Source organism: Thalassospira sp. CH_XMU1458, assembly GCF_037027205.1.
GTDB classification, from domain to species: domain Bacteria; phylum Pseudomonadota; class Alphaproteobacteria; order Rhodospirillales; family Thalassospiraceae; genus Thalassospira; species Thalassospira tepidiphila.
The window spans coordinates 59927-77287 of sequence record NZ_JAYMDW010000003.1; the positions used below are offsets into that span (position 1 = coordinate 59927).

Here is a 17361-nt window from a genome sequence, read left to right on the forward strand (position 1 = left end):
CTTTCCCACATGCGCGTACAGAGCGCAGCAGTTGTAGTTTTATTGGTTTGTTCACGTCTGCGCCCTAGTCTGCCTTTGTCAGGAAACGGCTTCGATCCGGAAAAGAAAACGGGATAACAAGATGCAGAAACTATCGGCTTTGATGGCTGCTGTCGTGGTGGCGTTGGGCTTTGTTTTGTCAGGTGACGTTGCAAACGCCCAGACCAGCGGTTCAACGGACCAGACGACGGTCAATGGTCAGGTCACCGACAGTACGACCGATGTTCCGTCGATCGATTACCGTCCCCTGTCGGCCGAGGAACGGTCCAACATGCCGCCTCTGATGGAACGCTATGTGCTTGATGAGTTGAAAAACCTGCGTACGGAAATGCAGGGCATGCGTGCCGAATTGCTGCGCGAGGTCGTTAACCGGCAGCTTGAGGCCATCGACAAGGCGATTTCCTATTCATCGAACACCGTGACCTATTTCTTCTATTTCGTGGCGGCCGTCGGTGCACTTCTGACCATGCTGGGATGGCAGTCTCTGCGCGAATTGAAATCAAGCGTGCGCAATCTGGCCAATACCGAACTGCAACGCCTTTCCCAGGAATTCGAAGGGCGTCTCACCTCGCTTGAAAACGAACTGCTGTTGAAATCCAAACTGATCAACGAACATCAGCACGAGATCGAACGCACCCAGACCATTCATGCCCTGTGGCTGCAAGCCAACCAGCTCAGCAATCCGCGGGCAAAGATCGAAACCTATGACAAGATCCTCGAACTTGCACCGGGTGATCCGGAAGTCATGGCCTACAAGGCCGATGCTGCCTTGCAACTCGGGGATCGTGACTGGGCACTTAGCCTGTGCAATCGGCTCTTGGCCGAGGCCCCCGAAAACGCCAACGGTTATTATCAGCGTGCCTGTGCCAATGCTGGCCTTGGTTTCAAGGAAGCAGCCCTTGCTGACCTGCAACGTGCTGTTGAATTGTCCGATACCATGCGCCAGCCCGCCTGGGTCGAGGAAGAATTCGAACCGCTCCGCGACATGCCGGAATTCACCCAGATTCTCGGCAAAAAGGAAGACCTGCCGCCAGCCGAGTAACCCGGAAAATTCAAGTCACATACGAAAAAGCCCTGCAGGATTGCTGCAGGGCCTTTTTTGATATCCGGGTTTTTGCAGTCGCTTAGCTGCTTGGCAGTTCGTTCCACAGCGGGTGGATCGGTGCGACGTCTTCTTCGATCTTGGTAAAGCGCGCATCACAATCAAAGAAGTAGTTGTCGGTCAGATCATCATTGACCTGCGAAACTTCACCGACGATCACCGGACCCTTGCCCTCTTCGCCATAGAAGCGGTGGATCAGCGTGCGCGGCAGGGTCACACTTTGACCCGGTTCCAGAACAACCTTGCCACCAGCGGGCAGGATATTGAGTTTGCCGTCGGTGCGGACACGGACTTCATTTTTGCGGTCCATCTGGCCATCTTCGGTCAGGTTGCACAGCTCGATCACCAGATTGCCGCCGCCACGTACAATGATGTCTTCCATTTTGACCTTGTGGTAATGCCACGGGCATTCCTGATTCTCACCAACGATCATGATTTTCTCGGCATAGGGCACTTCGCCCGGCTGGCGCAGGATGCCGTTGCGCAGGCAAAACAGGATCAGGCCGCGCTTTTCAAAATTGCCTTCGCCGTAATCGGTGACATCCCAGCCCATCTGATGGTCGCGGCACCATTTTGCCAGATCAGGTTCGGCTTCCCATTGCGCCGGGCTGTAATGGGCCCATTCCGGCAGTTTGAATGCGATGGATGCATAAAGTTCCTTGGCATGCTCGATACAGGCATTGATTTTAGAACGCAGCATGGTTGACCTCTTGTGGCATTTGGCATGATTGATTGGGCCGGGTTTTACCACGCCCGAATGGTGAATGCGATAGTTTTTGAATGCATTCAAAGCATTTCGATTTCAGAGTGCCGGTGTTGGCAGTTCGCATCACAAGCTGCCCCGCAATCGCCGTTTTTCAGCGCAATACAGTGAAAATCATACAGTGTGATATCATGTTTGCGATATCGCCCGAAACCGGACAGGGGAACTGCATCATGTCGCAATCATCGGGATTTGCCAAAGTTGTCGCGGCAATCGTTGTCGCCGTAGGACTGGCCGCATCGGGCTGGCTGGTCGGGACCGGCATTGAAAATATGCGTGCCCTTGATCGCTATGTCACGGTCAAGGGACTGGCCGAACGCGATGTAAAGGCCGACAAGGCCGTCTGGCCGATTACCTATGTTGCGACTGATGATGTGCTGCAAAATGCACAGGCCAAGATTGATGCCGATACCAACACATTGTTTGAATTTCTTGCCAGCCACGGCATAGGACGCGAAGCGACCGAGCTGCAAAACCTTCAGGTAACCGATCAGCTTGCCCAGTCCTATCGGTCCGGGCCGATTGAAAGTCGCTATATCGTCAATCAGACCATTCAGGTCCGCACCGATGATGTTGATGCGGTGGTTGCCGCATCTCAGGATATCGGCAAATTGTTGCAGGGCGGTGTTGTTCTGGGCGGGCAGGGCTATAACCCGGGGCCGAGTTATCTGTTCACCGGTCTTAATGACATCAAGCCGGAAATGATCGCGGCGGCCACCGCCAATGCCCGCGAAGCAGCCCAGCAATTTGCCGCGGATTCCGGTGGTGAACTGGGCGGTATTCGCCGCGCGACACAGGGCCTGTTTCAGATACTGGCCGCCGATGGCGCACCCAACATGATGGAAGCCAACCAGATCAACAAGACCGTGCGCGTGGTCACCACCATGGAATATCTCATCCGCGATTAGGGGCTGAACTGAGTTGACAGCCTCGTCAAAGCTGGTTTTATGCGCGCCATGGCGCAACTGATTCTGTTTAACAAACCCTATGGCGTTTTGACGCAGTTCACCGACCGTGAAAACGGTCGGGAGACCTTGGCCGACTATATCGATCTGCCCGGCGTTTATGCCGCCGGCAGGCTTGATCGCGATAGCGAGGGTTTGTTGCTTCTGACCGATAACGGGCCGCTGAACGCACAGATCGCCCATCCGAAATTCAAGAAACCCAAAACCTATCTGGTGCAGGTTGACGGTGAACCCACTGACGCCGCACTTGATGCCCTGCGCCGCGGAGTAGAGCTTAAAGACGGCATGACCTTGCCCGCCAAGGTCCGGCGGATCGATGAACCGGCCGGGCTTTGGGAACGTGATCCGCCGGTCCGCTATCGCAAGGCGATCCCGACAAGCTGGATCGAACTGACCATTACCGAGGGCAAAAATCGCCAGGTACGTCGCATGACCGCCGCCGTCGGGTTTCCGACTTTGCGATTGATCCGGCATGCCATCGGGGATTGGACGCTCGACGGTCTCGCACCGGGCGAATGGAAGGTGATCGAGGTCGATGCATCGCCTGCGACCCATCGAAGGCTATCCCCCGGATCGGCCAAACCGCCGCGCCGCAATCAGTTGCCCGATGGTACCAACGCGCCCAATACCGACGACAAAGCCAGTATCGCGCGTGAAGGCGCAAAGGCGGGCAAAGGTCAGCGCAAGGGCGGGTATAAACCTGCACGTCACCGTTCGCGCCCGAAGAAAGGATAGCCGCCATGCTAAGTTACCTGCACGGCTTTCATGCCGGGAATTTTGCCGACATGCACAAGCATGCGGCCCTTTGGCTGGTGCTTGAACATTTGCGCAAAAAGAAGAAACCGTTCTGTGTGGTTGATACCCATGCCGGGTCGGGCTGGTATGACCTTGGCAGTGAACAGGCCGCCAAAACCGGCGAGTGGAAAGACGGTTATGCGCGCGCCAAGGACGGTGCCAATGCACCCGAAATGCTGCAGCATTTCTTAAACTATGTCGCCGCGTTTGATCCGGTCGCCAAGGGTCGCGATTATGGGGTACGCGAAGGCGATGATTACCAAGGTCCGTTTTACCCGGGATCACCGTTTATTATCCGCGATATGCTGCGCGACGATGATGAACTGGTCCTTATGGAACTTCATCCGCGTGAACATGAAATGCTTCATCACAGGGTCAAGCGTGATGCACGCATTCATCTGCACAAACGCGATGGCTATGAGGGTGTTGTCGCCATGATGCCGCCCGCCATCCGCCGCGGACTGGTTCTGATGGATCCAAGCTATGATGTGAAGCAGGATTATCAAAAGGCCGCCAAGGCAATCCGCGAAGCCTGGGAAAAATGGCCAACCGCGACTTTCATGCTGTGGTACCCGATCCTGTTGGACGGGTTTGATGACGACCTTCGCAAATCGTTTTCCGCGATCAAGGCATCGGGTGGCGTTCTATGTGCCGAACTTGCTACTGATCAGGGTGGTGCCAAGGGTCGCATGCGTGGTACCGGCCTTCTGGTCATCAATCCACCGTGGCAGTTTGATCAGCAACTTGGCGATATCGGAAACTGGCTTGCGAAAACCTGCAAACTGCCTGGGCCCGCAAACCATCAGATGCGCTGGCTGATGCCCGCCGCATAGACCCGCTGCAAAGAAAAGAGGCCCCGAAGGCGTGTTGCCAGCGGGGCCTCGATGCGTTGGGACGCATTGGTAACGGGTATCAGATGCCAAAGAATGGCTGCAGCAATTTTGGCAGCAGACGGTTGAACTTCATTGGCGCATCGGTTGCGATCAAGCAGATGCATTCCTCGGCGGTATCAGCAATCGGTTGATGATCAACGTCATCATCAAGGTCTGCCACGTCACCGGCCCGGAACCGCCCGATCTCGTCGATATAGGATCCTTTGATCAACAGGGTCATTTCATGACCATGGTGCCCGTGATCGGGGATCGAAACACCCGGCGCGATCTTCATCAGGCGCACGGTGCCCTTGCTTTCGATGGATTTCAGCTGGAAATGCTTCACGCCCGGTGCAAGTGATTTCCAAGGAATATCATCAAGCGACATCACATCGTCAGGCAGCAAATCGGCAAGCGGTCTTGGCAGGGCGCTCATGGCGCTGCCGGTAATGCTTTCACCGACCGCAACGCGACGCAATGACGGCAATTCTTGCGCAACGATGTTTTCGTTCGCTGTTTCACGTTCAAGCATCGCCATGACGTGATCAAGCGAATGATCCGCCATCGACATGCTGTTCGTGGTTTCAAGCGCGGCACCGCCCATGGTTTCGTACCCACTGACCTTGTCCCGGCAATGCGGGCACACGGTCATGTGGGTTGCGACCAGAAGCTCCATCGCTTGCGACAGCGAACCACTGGCATATTCCATCAATGTCTGATCGGTTGGATGATGCTTAATGTTCATGCGACACCTTCCAGTCCGCCACGCAACTTGCCAAGCGCAAGCCGCAAACGGGACTTCACAGTTCCCAGCGGGATATCAAGACGCTCGGCAATTTCACTGTGTGAGCAATCTTCGAAAAACGACAATTCAACAACTACCTTTTGGTCGGCGGGTAATTCTTCCATTGCAGCTTTGACAAGGACGGCCTCCTGGTCGCGATTGACTACGTCATCTGCCAGCGGATCTTCGTCGACAATCAAAGTCGGGTCGGAATCATCTACCTCGATATGTTTGCGTTGCCGGAACCGGTCAATCCGAAGGTTCCTGGCGATGGTAAAAATCCACGTACTGGCGGCTGCCTTCGCAGGATCAAACAGGTGCGCTTTGCGCCAGACCTGCATCATTGCTTCCTGTGCCATTTCCTCGGCGGTCTCGGGATTACCGCCAAACCGGAACATGTAAGCTTTAACGCGCGGGGCAAAATGCGCAAACAATCGCGCAAATGCTTCCCGGTCGCGTGTCGCTGCGACGGAAACAATCCAATCGGCACATCTTTTCGCTTCGACCGGATCGGCTGGCCCGGTGCGTCGTGGTGTGGTGCCGCTCATTTTTGTTTCAGGTCCCTGTTGGGGCCGCGCCAGAATTGTGTTCATCATGCAATTCCTACGTCGGCCACGTTCATTCGGATCAAATAAAAATGTATGTTTCCTACCAGACACTTACAATCTGTTCAGGCAAACAAATCCAAAATAATCCGAGTGATCCGCGAATTACAGATCCGCGTACTCATATAAATAATGTCACACACTAACAGTAAGCGGGCCGCGCCGATATGAACATTGTCACCCCGGGAAAACTCAATATCGCCGTTGTCGGGTCTGGAATATCTGGCTTGTCTGCTGCCTGGCTGCTGAGCCAGTCACACAACGTGACGCTTTATGAAAAGGATGATCGCGCAGGCGGTCATTCCAACACGGTCGATGCCGGGCAAACCCCGGTCGATACCGGTTTCATTGTCTATAACACCCGATGCTACCCCAACCTTTGTGCGCTGTTTGATCATTTGGGCGTTGAAACAACCCCGACAGACATGTCCTTTGCGGCTTCAATGGATGAGGGCGGTCTGGAATACGGTGGTGGCGATCTTTCCGCTCTGTTTGCCCAAAAACGCAACCTGTTCCGTCCGCGCTTCTGGAAAATGGTGCGCGATATCCTGCGCTTCTATCGCGAAGCCCCAGCGGCCCTTGAAGATCGCACGGCTGAGCATATCAGCCTTGGCGATTACCTGCGCGACAATGGCTATTCCAAATCCTTTATCAATGACCATCTGCTGCCGATGGGCGCGGCTATTTGGTCGACGCCGGTCGATACCATGATGGCCTATCCACTGGCGGCGTTCGTTCGGTTTTGCCAGAACCACGGCCTGTTGCAGATCAAGGATCGCCCGCAATGGCGCACCGTGGTTGGTGGATCACGTGAATATGTGAAACGCATGACAGCACAGATTTCCGGCGGTGTGGTTCTTGACCGTGCCATTGCCAAGGTCGGCAAGACCGCATCCGGTGGCGCGTTTGTCGAGGACCGCTATGGCAAGCGTGAAGAATATGATCACGTCGTTCTGGCCTGCCATGGTGATCAGGCGCTGGCGTTGCAGGAAACACCCGACCCGCGCACTGCCGAACTGCTTTCGGCGTTCAAATACGAGCGCAATCTGGCGATCCTGCACAATGACGCCAGCCTGATGCCAAAAACCGAGAAGGTCTGGTCAAGCTGGAACTATTTGGCCGAAGATCATGACGGCGAACAGAAAGTCTGTGTGACCTACTGGATGAACCGCCTGCAGCATCTTGATCCGGGGCAGCCGCTTTTCGTGACCTTGAACCCGCCACGCCATCCGGCAGAGGGCAGTGTGATCAGATCCTTCCTGTATGATCATCCGCTGTTTGATGCGGGCGCAATGGCCGCACAAAAGGAACTCTGGTCGATCCAGGGAGTGGATAACCTTTGGTATTGCGGCAGTTACTTTGGCTATGGCTTCCATGAAGATGGCATTCAATCGGGCCTTGCGGTGGCCGAGGCCCTTGGCAATGTGCGACGCCCGTGGAATGTCGAAAATGAAAGCGGCCGTATCCATGTTGGCGAAACCGCCCGTTCGCAATCAAGCGAGGCTGCATGACACGTCCTGTTGCGACAAAACCGGCATCGGCCCTGTTTGAAGGGGTGGTCACGCATCATCGTTTGCGTCCGAAAAAGCACAAACTGCGCTATCGGGTGTTTTCCTTCCTGCTTGATCTCGACGAGATTGATGGTCTTGCCGCCAAATTGAAACTGTTCAGTCGCAATCGCTTTAACCTGTTTTCATTCCATGACCGCGATCACGCCGATGGGGGTGCCACCGATTTGCGCACCCGGTTGGAGGCAATTCTGAGTGATCACGGGCTTGGTGATTGCGCGGACAAAATACGGCTGTTGTGCTATCCGCGCTTGCTAGGTTTTGTGTTCAATCCGCTCTCGGTTTATTTCTGCCATCGTGCTGACGGATCGGTGGGCGCGGTTCTGTATGAGGTCTCGAACACCTTCGGGGATCGGCACAGTTACCTGATCCCGGTCAGCGAAGGCGCACTTGATGACAAGAACGTGCTGCGCCAGTCCTGTGCGAAGGGTTTTTACGTCTCACCCTTCATCGATATGGTCGCGGACTATCATTTCCGCATTCGCATGCCAGATGAAAATGTCGCGGTTGCCATTCGCGAAACCGACGCAAAAGGTCTGTTTTTGAATGCTGCCTTTGTTGGTGATCGAACCGAACTTTCCGACCGTAAACTTTTAGGAGCCTTCATTCGATACCCGCTGATGACCCTAAAGGTCGTGGCTGGTATCCACTGGGAGGCGCTCCATCTTTGGCGCAAGGGTATGACATTCCATAAACGACCAGCACCGCCAGAGCAGCCTGTAACCTATGTGCTGGAAGCCGGGACAGCAGCGGCCCAATCAGGGAAGAGATAAAAACAATGCCAAACCGCAATCGTAATGCATCCGTTTCCGCCTTTTCACTGCGTGACCGCATTCTGCCGATGCTGGGCAGCATGACCGGCAGCCGCAGCCTTCTAAAGGCGATGCTCAAGCGCGTTCTGGCGCATCTACATTACGGTCGTTTGACCATTGTTTTGCCCGATGACGACACCCTGCATTTTTCTGGCGAACACGAAACCAATCTGCGCGCGGCCATCCATATCCATGACTGGCAGGCGATCCGCAAACTGGCCACGGGCGGGGATGTTGCCTTTGCCGAGGCCTATATGGATGGCAGTTGGAGCAGCCCGGATCTGACGCATCTGATGCACTTTGCCATGCACAATGAAACGATCGTGCGGGCCCGTCTGGCGGCAGGATTTCTGGCACGCACGGTGGCGCGGATCGGACATCTGCGCAACGCCAATACGCTTGAAGGATCAAAGCGCAACATTGCCTATCACTATGACCTCGGCAATGATTTCTATCGTGCCTGGCTTGATCCCAGCATGACCTATTCGTCGGGCCTGTATACCGCGCCCGACATGTCCCTGGATGCGGCGCAATCTGCGAAATATGAACGTATTTGCGAACTTGCCGAACTGAAATCAGGCGAAGATGTGCTGGAAGTCGGATGCGGCTGGGGCGGCTTTGCCGAACTTGCAGCCGGCAAGTATCGTTGCAATGTCACCGGTCTGACCCTGTCGAATGAACAACACGCCTTTGCGCGCGAACGCCTTTTGATGCAGGGACTTATCGACCGAACCGAAATCGTTCTACGCGATTACCGCCATGAAGAAGGCCAGTACGACAAGATTGTCTCGATCGAAATGTTCGAGGCGGTCGGTGAAGAACATTGGCCAACCTATTTCGAGATGATCCGCAAACGCCTGAAGCCGGGCGGCAAGGCAGTATTGCAAATCATCACGATTGATGATGACCGGTTTGAAACCTATCGCCGCGGGGCGGATTTCATTCAACGCTACATCTTCCCGGGCGGCATGTTACCATCGCCAACTGCGCTTTCTGCGGCGGTTAATACCGCCGGGCTTGAACTGCGTCATTCGGAATTTTTCGGCAAATCCTATGCCCGCACACTCGCCGAATGGCAGCGCAGCTTCCAGCATGCATGGGATGGCATTGCCAAGCAGGGATTTGATCTGCGTTTCAAACGCATGTGGGAATACTACCTTGCCTACTGCGAAACCGGATTTGATCAGGGTTCCATCGATGTCGGGCTGTTCGTGATCGAACATCGCGAAAATGCGACAGGCTGAATACCCCACCCGTATTTCGGTTCTTTACGCGCTACCGGCGATGGCAGCAGCCGTACCGACCATTCCGGCCTATGTGTTGTTGCCAAGCTATTATGGCGATGACCTTGGCCTTGGGTTGGCGATCACGGGTGTTGTTTTGTTGCTGGTCCGCATGATCGATATGCTGACCGACCCCGTGGTTGGTTGGCTTTCCGACAAGACCGGCAATCGCAAAATCTGGACTGGTGCCGGGGCGGTGATTGCCGGTATCGGGCTTTGGTATCTGTTCAGCCCGCCATCCCAACCGAGCGCGTTATATCTCCTCATCTGGGCAAGTGTGCTGTTTCTCGGCTGGACGATGTTTCAGGTGCCCTATCTTGCTTGGGGGGCGGATCTTTCGGGCGATTATAAAAAACGCACAACGCTTACCGCCCTTCGTGAAGGGGCGGGCTTGATCGGGATTGTATTGGCCGGGGCCATTCCGGTGCTGATCAATGCGCCGGATCGCGCAGCCGAAATTCAAACCCTTGCCACCGTGACACTGACACTGGGGGCTGTATTTGTTGCCCTTCTGGTCTGGAAGGTACCCGATCCGGTTGCGCAACATAAACGCACAAGCCGATCCAGCTTTGGCAGAAGAAACCTTTGGGCAACTTTACGCCTTGGCGCCCGAAGCCTGCGTGACAATGGTCTTTTCATGCGCTTGCTTGCGGCATGGATGATCAATGGTCTGGCAGCCGGATTTCCGGCCGTGTGTTTTCCGTTGTTTGTGCGCTATTACCTCGAACTTGATCAGGACAGCGAAAATATTCTGATCCTGCTTTATTTTGCCGCGGCGATCATTGCCATTCCGCTTTGGGTTGTGATGGCCGGCCGCATTGGCAAGCACCGCGTCTGGTGTTTTGCCATGGTGATGGCGATTGTCGCCTTTGCCTTTGTGCCGATCCTTGATGCCGGGGATTTCGGTGCCTTTGCGGTCATATGCCTTGTTACCGGGGCGGCACTGGGCGCGGATCTGGCTTTGCCACCCGCCATTCAGGCCGATGTCGATGACTGGGATCGTTACCGGTTTGGGGTGCGCCGCACCGGGCTTTTATTTGCCCTTTGGAACATGACCAACAAGCTTGCCATGGCGCTAGCCGCCGGGATTGCCTTTCCGATATTAGGGGCATTTGGCCTGACCGACGGAGGAGGGGAAAAAACTGGCGCATTGGTTGTGCTGGTTTTGATCTATGCGGTGATCCCCATCGTATTGAAGGCAGGAGCAATCGGGATGATGTGGCGCTTTCCGTTGGACAGCACGCATCAGGTTGCCATTCGTCGGCGCCTTTCACGCCGCAATGATTGATCTTGGGATTGTCAGGACAGGAGAAAATCGATGCTGCGGAACTTCATGGCGCTGTGTGTTTTGGTACTATTAGCCGGATGTGGGTCGATGAAACCGCAGGATTTTGCGCAAAAAGAACCCCGCTTCGACGTGTTTGACTATTTCGAAGGCGACAGCCGGGCTTGGGGAATTTTCGAAGATCGTTTCGGAACCCTGCGTCGTCAGTTCACCGTCGAAATAACGGGAACCGTTGAAGATGGTGTTCTGACACTTGAAGAAGACTTTATCTATGACGACGGCGAAACAGACCGCCGTGTCTGGAAAATCAGCAAAACCGACGAACACAGCTATGAAGGGCTTGCGGACGATATCGTTGGCAAGGCGATTGGCAGTCAGTACGGCAATGCCCTGAACTGGTCTTATGACATGGATCTTAAGGTCGGTGATGGTGCCTGGCGGGTGACGTTCGACGACTGGATGTTCCTGCAACCCGATGGGGTTCTGGTCAACCGGGCACGGGTCAAGAAATGGGGCTTTGAGATCGGCGAAGTAACGCTGTTTTTCACAAAGACCCAACGCGTCGCGCAAGCCGCTGAATAAACCAGCGCAGTACCGGGATTTTGGCATAAAAGTTCTGGCCGGAATCCCAGTGGTCAAAATGCGATGCCAGGCGCGTGCCATCGTCGTTAAACGTCACCTCTGACATGCCGGTAAATTCCCAGTTGCCGATCACCTTTACCCGCGCACTAAAGCGCCAGCGTAAAAATCCGCGATCCCGATCGATCGCACGGTGGGTAACGATAAAGCGCGGATGCTCCGCATCGGTAAACGCCTTGGCAAGATAGGGACAAACGGCGTCTGGACCCCTAACGGTCGTGAACGGGTCGCAAAAGACGAAATCGTCTGTCACCAGTTCCTTTAACTGATCAACCGTCTCAAGCGACAGTTTCTCGTAATAGTCTGCGTAAGTCGCCAGCAACTGGCGCTTGGCGTCGGTGATGTTGTTCATGATCAGAGCAGCTTACGCATCAGTTTGAAGAAAATCGGATACGGCAGAATTTGCGTCAGCTTCAATTGCCGCACAAATGGGGGCGGGAAGGCAATCTCGAATTTGTCACTGCCGCAAAGCCCGCGATAGATGTAATCAGCGGCCTGTTCCGGTTCGAGCAGATAGGGCATTTCAAAATCGTTCTTGTCAGTCAGCCGCGTTTTTACAAATCCCGGATTGATCACACGCAGCAAAACGCCACTGCCGCTCAGTTCGGTATGCAGCGATTCACACAGATTGATCAGGGCAGCCTTTGTCGGGCCATAGGCCGCGGCATTGGGCAGGCCGCGATATCCTGCCACCGATGCCATAACGGCAATCTCGCCTGATTTGCGCGCGCGCATCTTGTTCAAAAGCGGCTCCAGGCAATTGACGATGCCCATGTAATTGGTATCGACGTGACTGCGGATGGTGGCGGCTGAAAACGCACTCAGCTTCATCGGGGAATAGATACCAGCTGCCAAAACAACCAGGTCAGGCAGGCCAAACTGCTTTTCAACCTTGGCAATTGCACCATTCACCGCATTTGTATCGGTAATATCGACCGGAACCGGGGTTAAACCTGGCATTTCAGCGGCAAGTTCATCGAGTTTGTCGGAATTTCGCGCCGAAATGATGATTTTTTGCGCGGGCGATGTCGGGTTTTCATGGAGTTTGCGTGCCAATGCGGCACCAATCCCTGAAGACGCCCCGATAATCCAGATGGTCTGGAAGTGCTTTTTCATTCCTCATCCTTTTGCGCGGTTTGCGTCGCGCAATTCATGCAACGATATGTGATCTGCGATCCGTCGCGTGCCGAGAAGGCAAGACCGACCCAGCGGCCGTCGGCATCATACCATGCGGTGGTTTCAAGTTCGCCGTCATAGGTGAAACGGGTGGCGCGCAACGTGCCGTTGGTTGTTTGCAGCGTTTCCGGCTCGTTTGCGCTGATTTCGACCGCGTTTGACTTGCCGGTAATGGTATTAAGAACCGCTTTGCTGCCCAAGACACCGCAATGCCAGTGATCGGTCGGGAAAATCCCGTTTGGCAATGCCTGATCCCCCTCTGGGCCACTGACAACGAGTGTGCCCTGCGCATCAGGTTTGGCGACCACCTCTGTCTTGTCACCATCATCATCTACCCGCACCGAAAGGGCGGCCAGGCGGTCACCCTGCCACAGGCTTTCGGATCGATAGTCAAAGCTGTAGGCATTAAACCCCAAGAAGCTGATATCGATATTGCTTTGGGCAACCACCTGCAGGCCATCACGTCCCTGATTGAACCGCACAACATGGCTCCCAACCGGGGAGTCATTGCGCCTGATCTGAAAGCGAAGCTCATTGCCATATCGCCGGATCGCATCAAATTCGCGGCACGTTTCCGGGCCATCGAACGCCTCGGAAAGGCGCGCTTGCTCGACGGGTGTGGCGTCGGGCTGCGTTGATGATTGTGGATCGGCTGCAAAGGCATTGGAAGACAGCGCGATACCGCCCGCGACGGCGCAGGCGCCAAACAGCGATTTGACCGGATATGCCATGGATGTCTTCATGATTGATACCAAAGCCAGGTTGAAAAACTAATACTCCCTTCTTGTTACGCACTGGCGTGATCTGCGGATCAAACGTCATGATCATTGCCCGCAAAGGTCTGATGGGGTAAGCAGGGGCTCACGGGCCAGGACCCGAAATGAAAGGCCACGCCATGCCCCATCCGATTGCAGACGACCTGATCGCGCATGTTCTGCACCGCGATTCAAACATCATTGTTCTGAACAAGCCACCCGGGCTGGCCTCGCATGGTGGGCCGAAAACCTATTTTCATGTTGATGCCTATCTGCCGGATCTGAAATTCGGCATTCAGCCTGAACCGACACTTGCACACCGTCTGGACCGGGACACCGCCGGCTGTCTGTTGCTGTGCCGTCATCCGAAATCGTCAAAAAAGATCACCCGCCTGTTCACCGAAAAGAAAATCGGCAAGTCCTATTGGGCGGTGGTCCGCGGTGCGATGGAAGATGATCATGGCTTTATTGATGCGCCGATTGGCAAGATCAATGATGAAAGCGGCTGGACCATGCTGGTGCATGAAGATGGTCAGCCGTCAAAAACTGAATATACCGTGCTGGGCCGTGGCAAGGATGCGGACGGCAAGGACATCACCTGGCTGGAGCTTGTCCCGCATACCGGGCGGACCCATCAGTTGCGTGTGCATCTTGATCATGTCGGGCACCCGGTGATTGGCGATCCGTTTTATGGCCGTGGCGATGAACCGCCGGTCTTTGGTGCGCCGCCGACCCTGATGTTGCTATCGCGCCAGATCATCGTTCCGTTCCATGCCGACCGCGATCCGGTGATTGTCGATGCCCCGCCGCCCGAACTGATGCGCCCGGGGCTCGAAGCGTGCGGTTACGTCGGCGAATACGCCGCGCATGCAAGCTCAATTGATGCTCAATACACCGGCGATGACAGCGACGCTGAAGGCGGAGAGTAACGTCTCCAGCGTGATGATCGATGCCATTGCTTCCGGGTCGCCATTGAGTTGGCGCGCCAGGATATAGGCATTGCCCGCACATGGCATGCCGGCATAAAGAACCCCCATCGCCAGAACCATGCCATCGACACCGGCAAGATACAGGCAGACGCCGGTGATAACCGGTAAAACCGCAAGCTTGATGGTGGTGGCAAGGGCAATCGCGCCCACGGCCTTTTTATCCATCACAAAGCGCAAACCCGCACCGACCGAAAGCAGGCTGAGCGGCAGGGCGGCTGTCTTGAACAGGGCGGCGGTATTTTCAATTGGCAACGGAACGTGAATATTACTCACATTCAGGATGGCGCCAGCCCCGGCGGCAATAATGATCGGGTTTTTCAGAACGCCTGCAATGATCCGCTTAAGGTTGCTTTTGCCACTGCTAAAGGCGCTTAGAACCACAACGCCCAGCATGTTGGTGGCAATCACCATCACCGCAACAAAGATGATGGCAAGCGCCAATCCCTCGGCCCCGTAAAGCGCATCGGCAACCGCCAGCAGGACATAACTGTTGTAACGTACCGAGCCCTGAAAGATGGATGTGAACAGCGGCGTGTCCCGCGTGATCACCGGACGCAGCAAAAGCAGGGCCGCTGAAAGCCCCAGTGTCGCAGCAAGTGTGACACCAACGGCGGTGCCTGCATGGCCGCTGGAAAAATCGGCGCGATAAATCTCGACGATCAGAAGCGATGGCAGCAAAAGATAATAGGTCAGCCGATCAATCCCGGCCCAGATATCGGCGGTTTTAATCAGGAAATGCTTTAAGGCCGCGCCAACCAGAATGGCGGCAAAGATCGGAAAGATCGCGGCGATGACATCATAGGCGAGCTGCATGGCGTGTGGGGCGCTCCGGCGCAGAAAACGTCTTGTTGGGCCGTTTGGGGTGGCGGCTAAACCTTACGGTTGCTGTAATCGGCAAAGACCTGTTCGGGGGAATGGTCGCGATATTGTTCGCAGATTTCCTCGAACTTCGGATTGCTGATTAAAAGGTCCGCCGTGCTTTGATTGCACGCAATCGGCACTTCATACATGTTGGCCAGCCGGATCAGGGCGCGGACATCGACATCGTGGGGTTGGGGTGTCATTGGGTCGGTAAAAAAGAACATGGCTTGTAATTCGCCGTGCGCAATCATCGAACCCAATTGCTGATCGCCGCCAAACGGGCCGCTTTTAAGCGGATGGACATCCAGTTCAGTAAACCGTTCCTGCAATACGCGACCGGTGGTGCCGGTGGCAAAGATGCGCATGTTGGCGAATACATCCTTGTGTTTTTCCAGCCAGTCAGCCATTTCGCGTTTGCGACGGTCGTGGGCAACAACGCCAACAGACAGCACCATTTTCATTCTCCGGGCCAGTAAACAGGTTTTGTCATACTAATCCCCAAAGACCCCCAGCGTCACCTGCCAAAAGTCTGACAATTCCACAAACTTCATAAAATGTAGGCACTTAGGCGTTTCTGGTGGCCAAAACAAAACGGCCGCCCCAAGTGAATGGGACGGCCGTTTGCAGATCAGAGAACTGATCAATTACATGTGGATTGCACGTTTGTCCGCGTCCAGCGCTGCTTCCTTGACGGACTCGCCAAGGGCAGGGTGGGCGTGGCAGGTGCGCGCGATGTCTTCGGCAGAAGCGCCGTATTCCATCGCCAGAACCACTTCGGCAATCAAATCGCCCGCCGCCGGGCCGACAATATGCGCGCCGACAACACGGTGCGTTTTCTTGTCTTCGATGATTTTGACAAAGCCCTCGGTGCTTTCCATTGCCTTGGCGCGACCGTTTGCGGTGAAGGGGAATTTGCCGACTTTGTAGTCTGCGCCTTCTTCCTTCAGCTGCTCTTCGGTTTTGCCAACAGCGGCAACTTCCGGCCAGGTGTAAACAACACCCGGGACCTTGCCGTAATCGACATGGCCTTCTTCGCCCGCCAACATTTCTGCCAGGGCAACGCCGTCTTCCTCAGCCTTGTGGGCCAGCATCGGACCGACGATGGTATCGCCAATCGCAAAGATGCCGCCAACATTGGTCTGGAAATGCTCGTCGGTTTTGACACGACCACGATCGTCGAGTTCAACACCGACAGCGTCCAGGCCAAGGCCTTTGGTGTACGGACGACGACCAATCGCCACCAGAACCACATCGGCTTTAAGCTCTTCTGCATCGCCGCCCTTGGACGGTTCAACAGTCAGGGTCACGCCAGACTTGGTGGTCTTGGCACCGGTAACCTTGTGGCCGAGTTTGAAGTCAAGACCCTGCTTTGCAAAGATGCGCTGGGTCTGTTTGACCAGTTCGCCATCCATGCCCGGCAGAATGCGGTCAAGATATTCAACAACGGTAACTTCGGCACCCAGACGACGCCAGACGGAACCTAGTTCCAGACCGATCACGCCTGCACCGATGACAACCATCTTTTTCGGCACTTTCGGAAGAACCAGTGCGCCGGTCGAGGAGACGATTTTTTCTTCGTCAATTTCGACACCCGGCAGCGGGGTGACTTCCGAACCCGTCGCGATGACGATGTTCTTGGCATTCAGGGTTTCTTCGCCGCCATCAAGAAGGGCAACCTTGACCGAGGTCGGCGAGGTGATTTCGCCGGCACCTTTGACATAGGTAACCTTGTTCTTCTTGAACAGGAACTCGATGCCTTTGACATTGCTGTCAACGACCTTGTCCTTGCGGGCCATCATCTTTTCGATGTTGACCTTCGGCTTGGAGACTTCGATGCCGTGGGTATCGAAATGCTCGGTCGCTTCTTCGAACAGGTGCGAGGAATGCAGCAGGGCCTTGGACGGAATGCAGCCTACATTGAGGCAGGTACCGCCAAGTGCGCCGCGTTTTTCAACGCAGGCGACTTTAAGGCCAAGCTGTGCGGCGCGGATGGCGCAAACATAACCGCCAGGACCGCCACCGATCACGACAACGTCGTAGTTCTCACTCATGAGTTCTTTGATCCTTT

Annotated in this window: 19 protein-coding genes; 10 read left to right on the forward strand and 9 right to left on the reverse strand. The window is 55.2% G+C overall.

The window, feature by feature from the left end; translation table 11 throughout:
- Positions 1 to 121 precede the first annotated feature (121 nt).
- The gene (locus WBY09_RS14320; RefSeq protein WP_008889718.1) at positions 122 to 1081 is read left to right on the forward strand and encodes a TPR end-of-group domain-containing protein; all 960 of its coding nucleotides are present in this window, start codon (positions 122 to 124) and stop codon (positions 1079 to 1081) included.
- Between the two features lie 82 nt (positions 1082 to 1163).
- Here WBY09_RS14320 and WBY09_RS14325 read toward each other — a convergent pair whose 3' ends face one another.
- A complete protein-coding gene (locus WBY09_RS14325; RefSeq protein WP_336233088.1) occupies positions 1164 to 1841 on the reverse strand; it encodes a D-lyxose/D-mannose family sugar isomerase in 678 nt (225 codons plus the stop codon).
- Between the two features lie 236 nt (positions 1842 to 2077).
- On the opposite strand from WBY09_RS14325, the gene WBY09_RS14330 reads away from it, so the two are divergent.
- Genes WBY09_RS14330 through WBY09_RS14340 form a run of 3 tightly spaced genes read left to right on the forward strand, consistent with a single transcriptional unit; the run spans position 2078 to position 4497 of the window.
- Positions 2078 to 2812 carry an SIMPL domain-containing protein gene (locus WBY09_RS14330; RefSeq protein ID WP_336233089.1) on the forward strand — a complete coding sequence of 245 codons (735 nt, stop codon included), beginning with the start codon at positions 2078 to 2080 and terminating at the stop codon, positions 2810 to 2812.
- A 48-nt stretch (positions 2813 to 2860) separates the two neighbouring features.
- Positions 2861 to 3604 (forward strand): rRNA large subunit pseudouridine synthase E, encoded by a 744-nt coding sequence (locus WBY09_RS14335; RefSeq protein WP_336233090.1) that lies wholly within the window; start codon positions 2861 to 2863, stop codon positions 3602 to 3604.
- A gap of 5 nt (positions 3605 to 3609) precedes the next feature.
- The gene (locus tag WBY09_RS14340) at positions 3610 to 4497 is read left to right on the forward strand and encodes a 23S rRNA (adenine(2030)-N(6))-methyltransferase RlmJ (protein ID WP_336233091.1); all 888 of its coding nucleotides are present in this window, start codon (positions 3610 to 3612) and stop codon (positions 4495 to 4497) included.
- A 79-nt stretch (positions 4498 to 4576) separates the two neighbouring features.
- On the opposite strand, the gene WBY09_RS14345 is transcribed toward WBY09_RS14340, so the two are convergent.
- Positions 4577 to 5281: a ChrR family anti-sigma-E factor gene (locus WBY09_RS14345; protein WP_063089256.1), complete on the reverse strand. Its 705-nt coding sequence runs from the start codon at positions 5279 to 5281 to the stop codon at positions 4577 to 4579.
- A complete protein-coding gene (locus WBY09_RS14350) occupies positions 5278 to 5868 on the reverse strand; it encodes a sigma-70 family RNA polymerase sigma factor (RefSeq protein ID WP_063089255.1) in 591 nt (196 codons plus the stop codon). Before WBY09_RS14350 ends, WBY09_RS14345 begins: the two co-directional genes overlap by 4 nt.
- 224 nt (positions 5869 to 6092) lie before the next feature.
- On the opposite strand from WBY09_RS14350, the gene WBY09_RS14355 reads away from it, so the two are divergent.
- The 5 genes from WBY09_RS14355 (at position 6093) to WBY09_RS14375 (ending at position 11455) form a co-directional block, all read left to right on the forward strand.
- Complete coding sequence (locus WBY09_RS14355) at positions 6093 to 7436, forward strand: NAD(P)/FAD-dependent oxidoreductase (RefSeq protein WP_197146561.1); 1344 nt, start codon at positions 6093 to 6095, stop codon at positions 7434 to 7436.
- On the forward strand, positions 7433 to 8266 hold the full coding sequence (locus WBY09_RS14360; RefSeq protein WP_197146562.1) for a DUF1365 domain-containing protein: 834 nt from the start codon (positions 7433 to 7435) through the stop codon (positions 8264 to 8266). Before WBY09_RS14355 ends, WBY09_RS14360 begins: the two co-directional genes overlap by 4 nt.
- A gap of 5 nt (positions 8267 to 8271) precedes the next feature.
- Complete coding sequence (locus WBY09_RS14365; RefSeq protein ID WP_197146563.1) at positions 8272 to 9549, forward strand: SAM-dependent methyltransferase; 1278 nt, start codon at positions 8272 to 8274, stop codon at positions 9547 to 9549.
- Entirely contained in the window at positions 9536 to 10876 is a 1341-nt protein-coding gene (locus WBY09_RS14370; protein WP_197146564.1) for an MFS transporter, read from the forward strand. Before WBY09_RS14365 ends, WBY09_RS14370 begins: the two co-directional genes overlap by 14 nt.
- A gap of 87 nt (positions 10877 to 10963) precedes the next feature.
- A complete protein-coding gene (locus tag WBY09_RS14375) occupies positions 10964 to 11455 on the forward strand; it encodes a DUF3833 domain-containing protein (protein ID WP_008889729.1) in 492 nt (163 codons plus the stop codon).
- Here the strand turns inward: WBY09_RS14375 and WBY09_RS14380 are convergent.
- From WBY09_RS14380 to WBY09_RS14390, 3 genes are read right to left on the reverse strand one after another with little or no spacing between them, the layout of a single operon-like run.
- Entirely contained in the window at positions 11418 to 11864 is a 447-nt protein-coding gene (locus WBY09_RS14380; protein WP_197146565.1) for a nuclear transport factor 2 family protein, read from the reverse strand. The genes WBY09_RS14375 and WBY09_RS14380 overlap by 38 nt on opposite strands.
- Positions 11865 to 11866: 2 nt before the next feature.
- Positions 11867 to 12628, reverse strand: a complete 762-nt coding sequence (locus WBY09_RS14385; protein ID WP_063089249.1) for an SDR family NAD(P)-dependent oxidoreductase — start codon at positions 12626 to 12628, stop codon at positions 11867 to 11869.
- Positions 12625 to 13419, reverse strand: coding sequence for a DUF6134 family protein (locus tag WBY09_RS14390; RefSeq protein WP_197147630.1), 795 nt, complete (start codon positions 13417 to 13419; stop codon positions 12625 to 12627). Before WBY09_RS14390 ends, WBY09_RS14385 begins: the two co-directional genes overlap by 4 nt.
- A gap of 149 nt (positions 13420 to 13568) precedes the next feature.
- Between WBY09_RS14390 and WBY09_RS14395 the strand changes: the two genes are divergently transcribed.
- Complete coding sequence (locus WBY09_RS14395; RefSeq protein WP_197146566.1) at positions 13569 to 14372, forward strand: RluA family pseudouridine synthase; 804 nt, start codon at positions 13569 to 13571, stop codon at positions 14370 to 14372.
- On the opposite strand, the gene WBY09_RS14400 is transcribed toward WBY09_RS14395, so the two are convergent.
- From WBY09_RS14400 to lpdA, 3 genes are all read right to left on the reverse strand, one after another.
- Positions 14319 to 15245, reverse strand: a complete 927-nt coding sequence (locus tag WBY09_RS14400) for an AEC family transporter (RefSeq protein ID WP_064781233.1) — start codon at positions 15243 to 15245, stop codon at positions 14319 to 14321. The two genes, WBY09_RS14395 and WBY09_RS14400, sit on opposite strands and share 54 nt — an antisense overlap.
- A 56-nt stretch (positions 15246 to 15301) precedes the next feature.
- On the reverse strand, positions 15302 to 15748 hold the full coding sequence (locus WBY09_RS14405) for a methylglyoxal synthase (RefSeq protein ID WP_197146567.1): 447 nt from the start codon (positions 15746 to 15748) through the stop codon (positions 15302 to 15304).
- A 189-nt stretch (positions 15749 to 15937) separates the two neighbouring features.
- Entirely contained in the window at positions 15938 to 17344 is a 1407-nt protein-coding gene (gene lpdA, locus WBY09_RS14410; RefSeq protein WP_296990034.1) for a dihydrolipoyl dehydrogenase, read from the reverse strand.
- Positions 17345 to 17361 lie beyond the last annotated feature (17 nt).

Coding starts and splice junctions, on each gene's coding strand:
- WBY09_RS14320 (WP_008889718.1), top strand. CDS start 122: ATGCAGAAACTATCGGCTTTGATGGCTGCTGTCGTGGTGGCGTTGGGC.
- WBY09_RS14325 (WP_336233088.1), bottom strand. CDS start 1,841: ATGCTGCGTTCTAAAATCAATGCCTGTATCGAGCATGCCAAGGAACTT.
- WBY09_RS14330 (WP_336233089.1), top strand. CDS start 2,078: ATGTCGCAATCATCGGGATTTGCCAAAGTTGTCGCGGCAATCGTTGTC.
- WBY09_RS14335 (WP_336233090.1), top strand. CDS start 2,861: ATGGCGCAACTGATTCTGTTTAACAAACCCTATGGCGTTTTGACGCAG.
- WBY09_RS14340 (WP_336233091.1), top strand. CDS start 3,610: ATGCTAAGTTACCTGCACGGCTTTCATGCCGGGAATTTTGCCGACATG.
- WBY09_RS14345 (WP_063089256.1), bottom strand. CDS start 5,281: ATGAACATTAAGCATCATCCAACCGATCAGACATTGATGGAATATGCC.
- WBY09_RS14350 (WP_063089255.1), bottom strand. CDS start 5,868: ATGAGCGGCACCACACCACGACGCACCGGGCCAGCCGATCCGGTCGAA.
- WBY09_RS14355 (WP_197146561.1), top strand. CDS start 6,093: ATGAACATTGTCACCCCGGGAAAACTCAATATCGCCGTTGTCGGGTCT.
- WBY09_RS14360 (WP_197146562.1), top strand. CDS start 7,433: ATGACACGTCCTGTTGCGACAAAACCGGCATCGGCCCTGTTTGAAGGG.
- WBY09_RS14365 (WP_197146563.1), top strand. CDS start 8,272: ATGCCAAACCGCAATCGTAATGCATCCGTTTCCGCCTTTTCACTGCGT.
- WBY09_RS14370 (WP_197146564.1), top strand. CDS start 9,536: ATGCGACAGGCTGAATACCCCACCCGTATTTCGGTTCTTTACGCGCTA.
- WBY09_RS14375 (WP_008889729.1), top strand. CDS start 10,964: ATGAAACCGCAGGATTTTGCGCAAAAAGAACCCCGCTTCGACGTGTTT.
- WBY09_RS14380 (WP_197146565.1), bottom strand. CDS start 11,864: ATGAACAACATCACCGACGCCAAGCGCCAGTTGCTGGCGACTTACGCA.
- WBY09_RS14385 (WP_063089249.1), bottom strand. CDS start 12,628: ATGAAAAAGCACTTCCAGACCATCTGGATTATCGGGGCGTCTTCAGGG.
- WBY09_RS14390 (WP_197147630.1), bottom strand. CDS start 13,419: ATGGCATATCCGGTCAAATCGCTGTTTGGCGCCTGCGCCGTCGCGGGC.
- WBY09_RS14395 (WP_197146566.1), top strand. CDS start 13,569: ATGAAAGGCCACGCCATGCCCCATCCGATTGCAGACGACCTGATCGCG.
- WBY09_RS14400 (WP_064781233.1), bottom strand. CDS start 15,245: ATGCAGCTCGCCTATGATGTCATCGCCGCGATCTTTCCGATCTTTGCC.
- WBY09_RS14405 (WP_197146567.1), bottom strand. CDS start 15,748: ATGGTGCTGTCTGTTGGCGTTGTTGCCCACGACCGTCGCAAACGCGAA.
- lpdA (WP_296990034.1), bottom strand. CDS start 17,344: ATGAGTGAGAACTACGACGTTGTCGTGATCGGTGGCGGTCCTGGCGGT.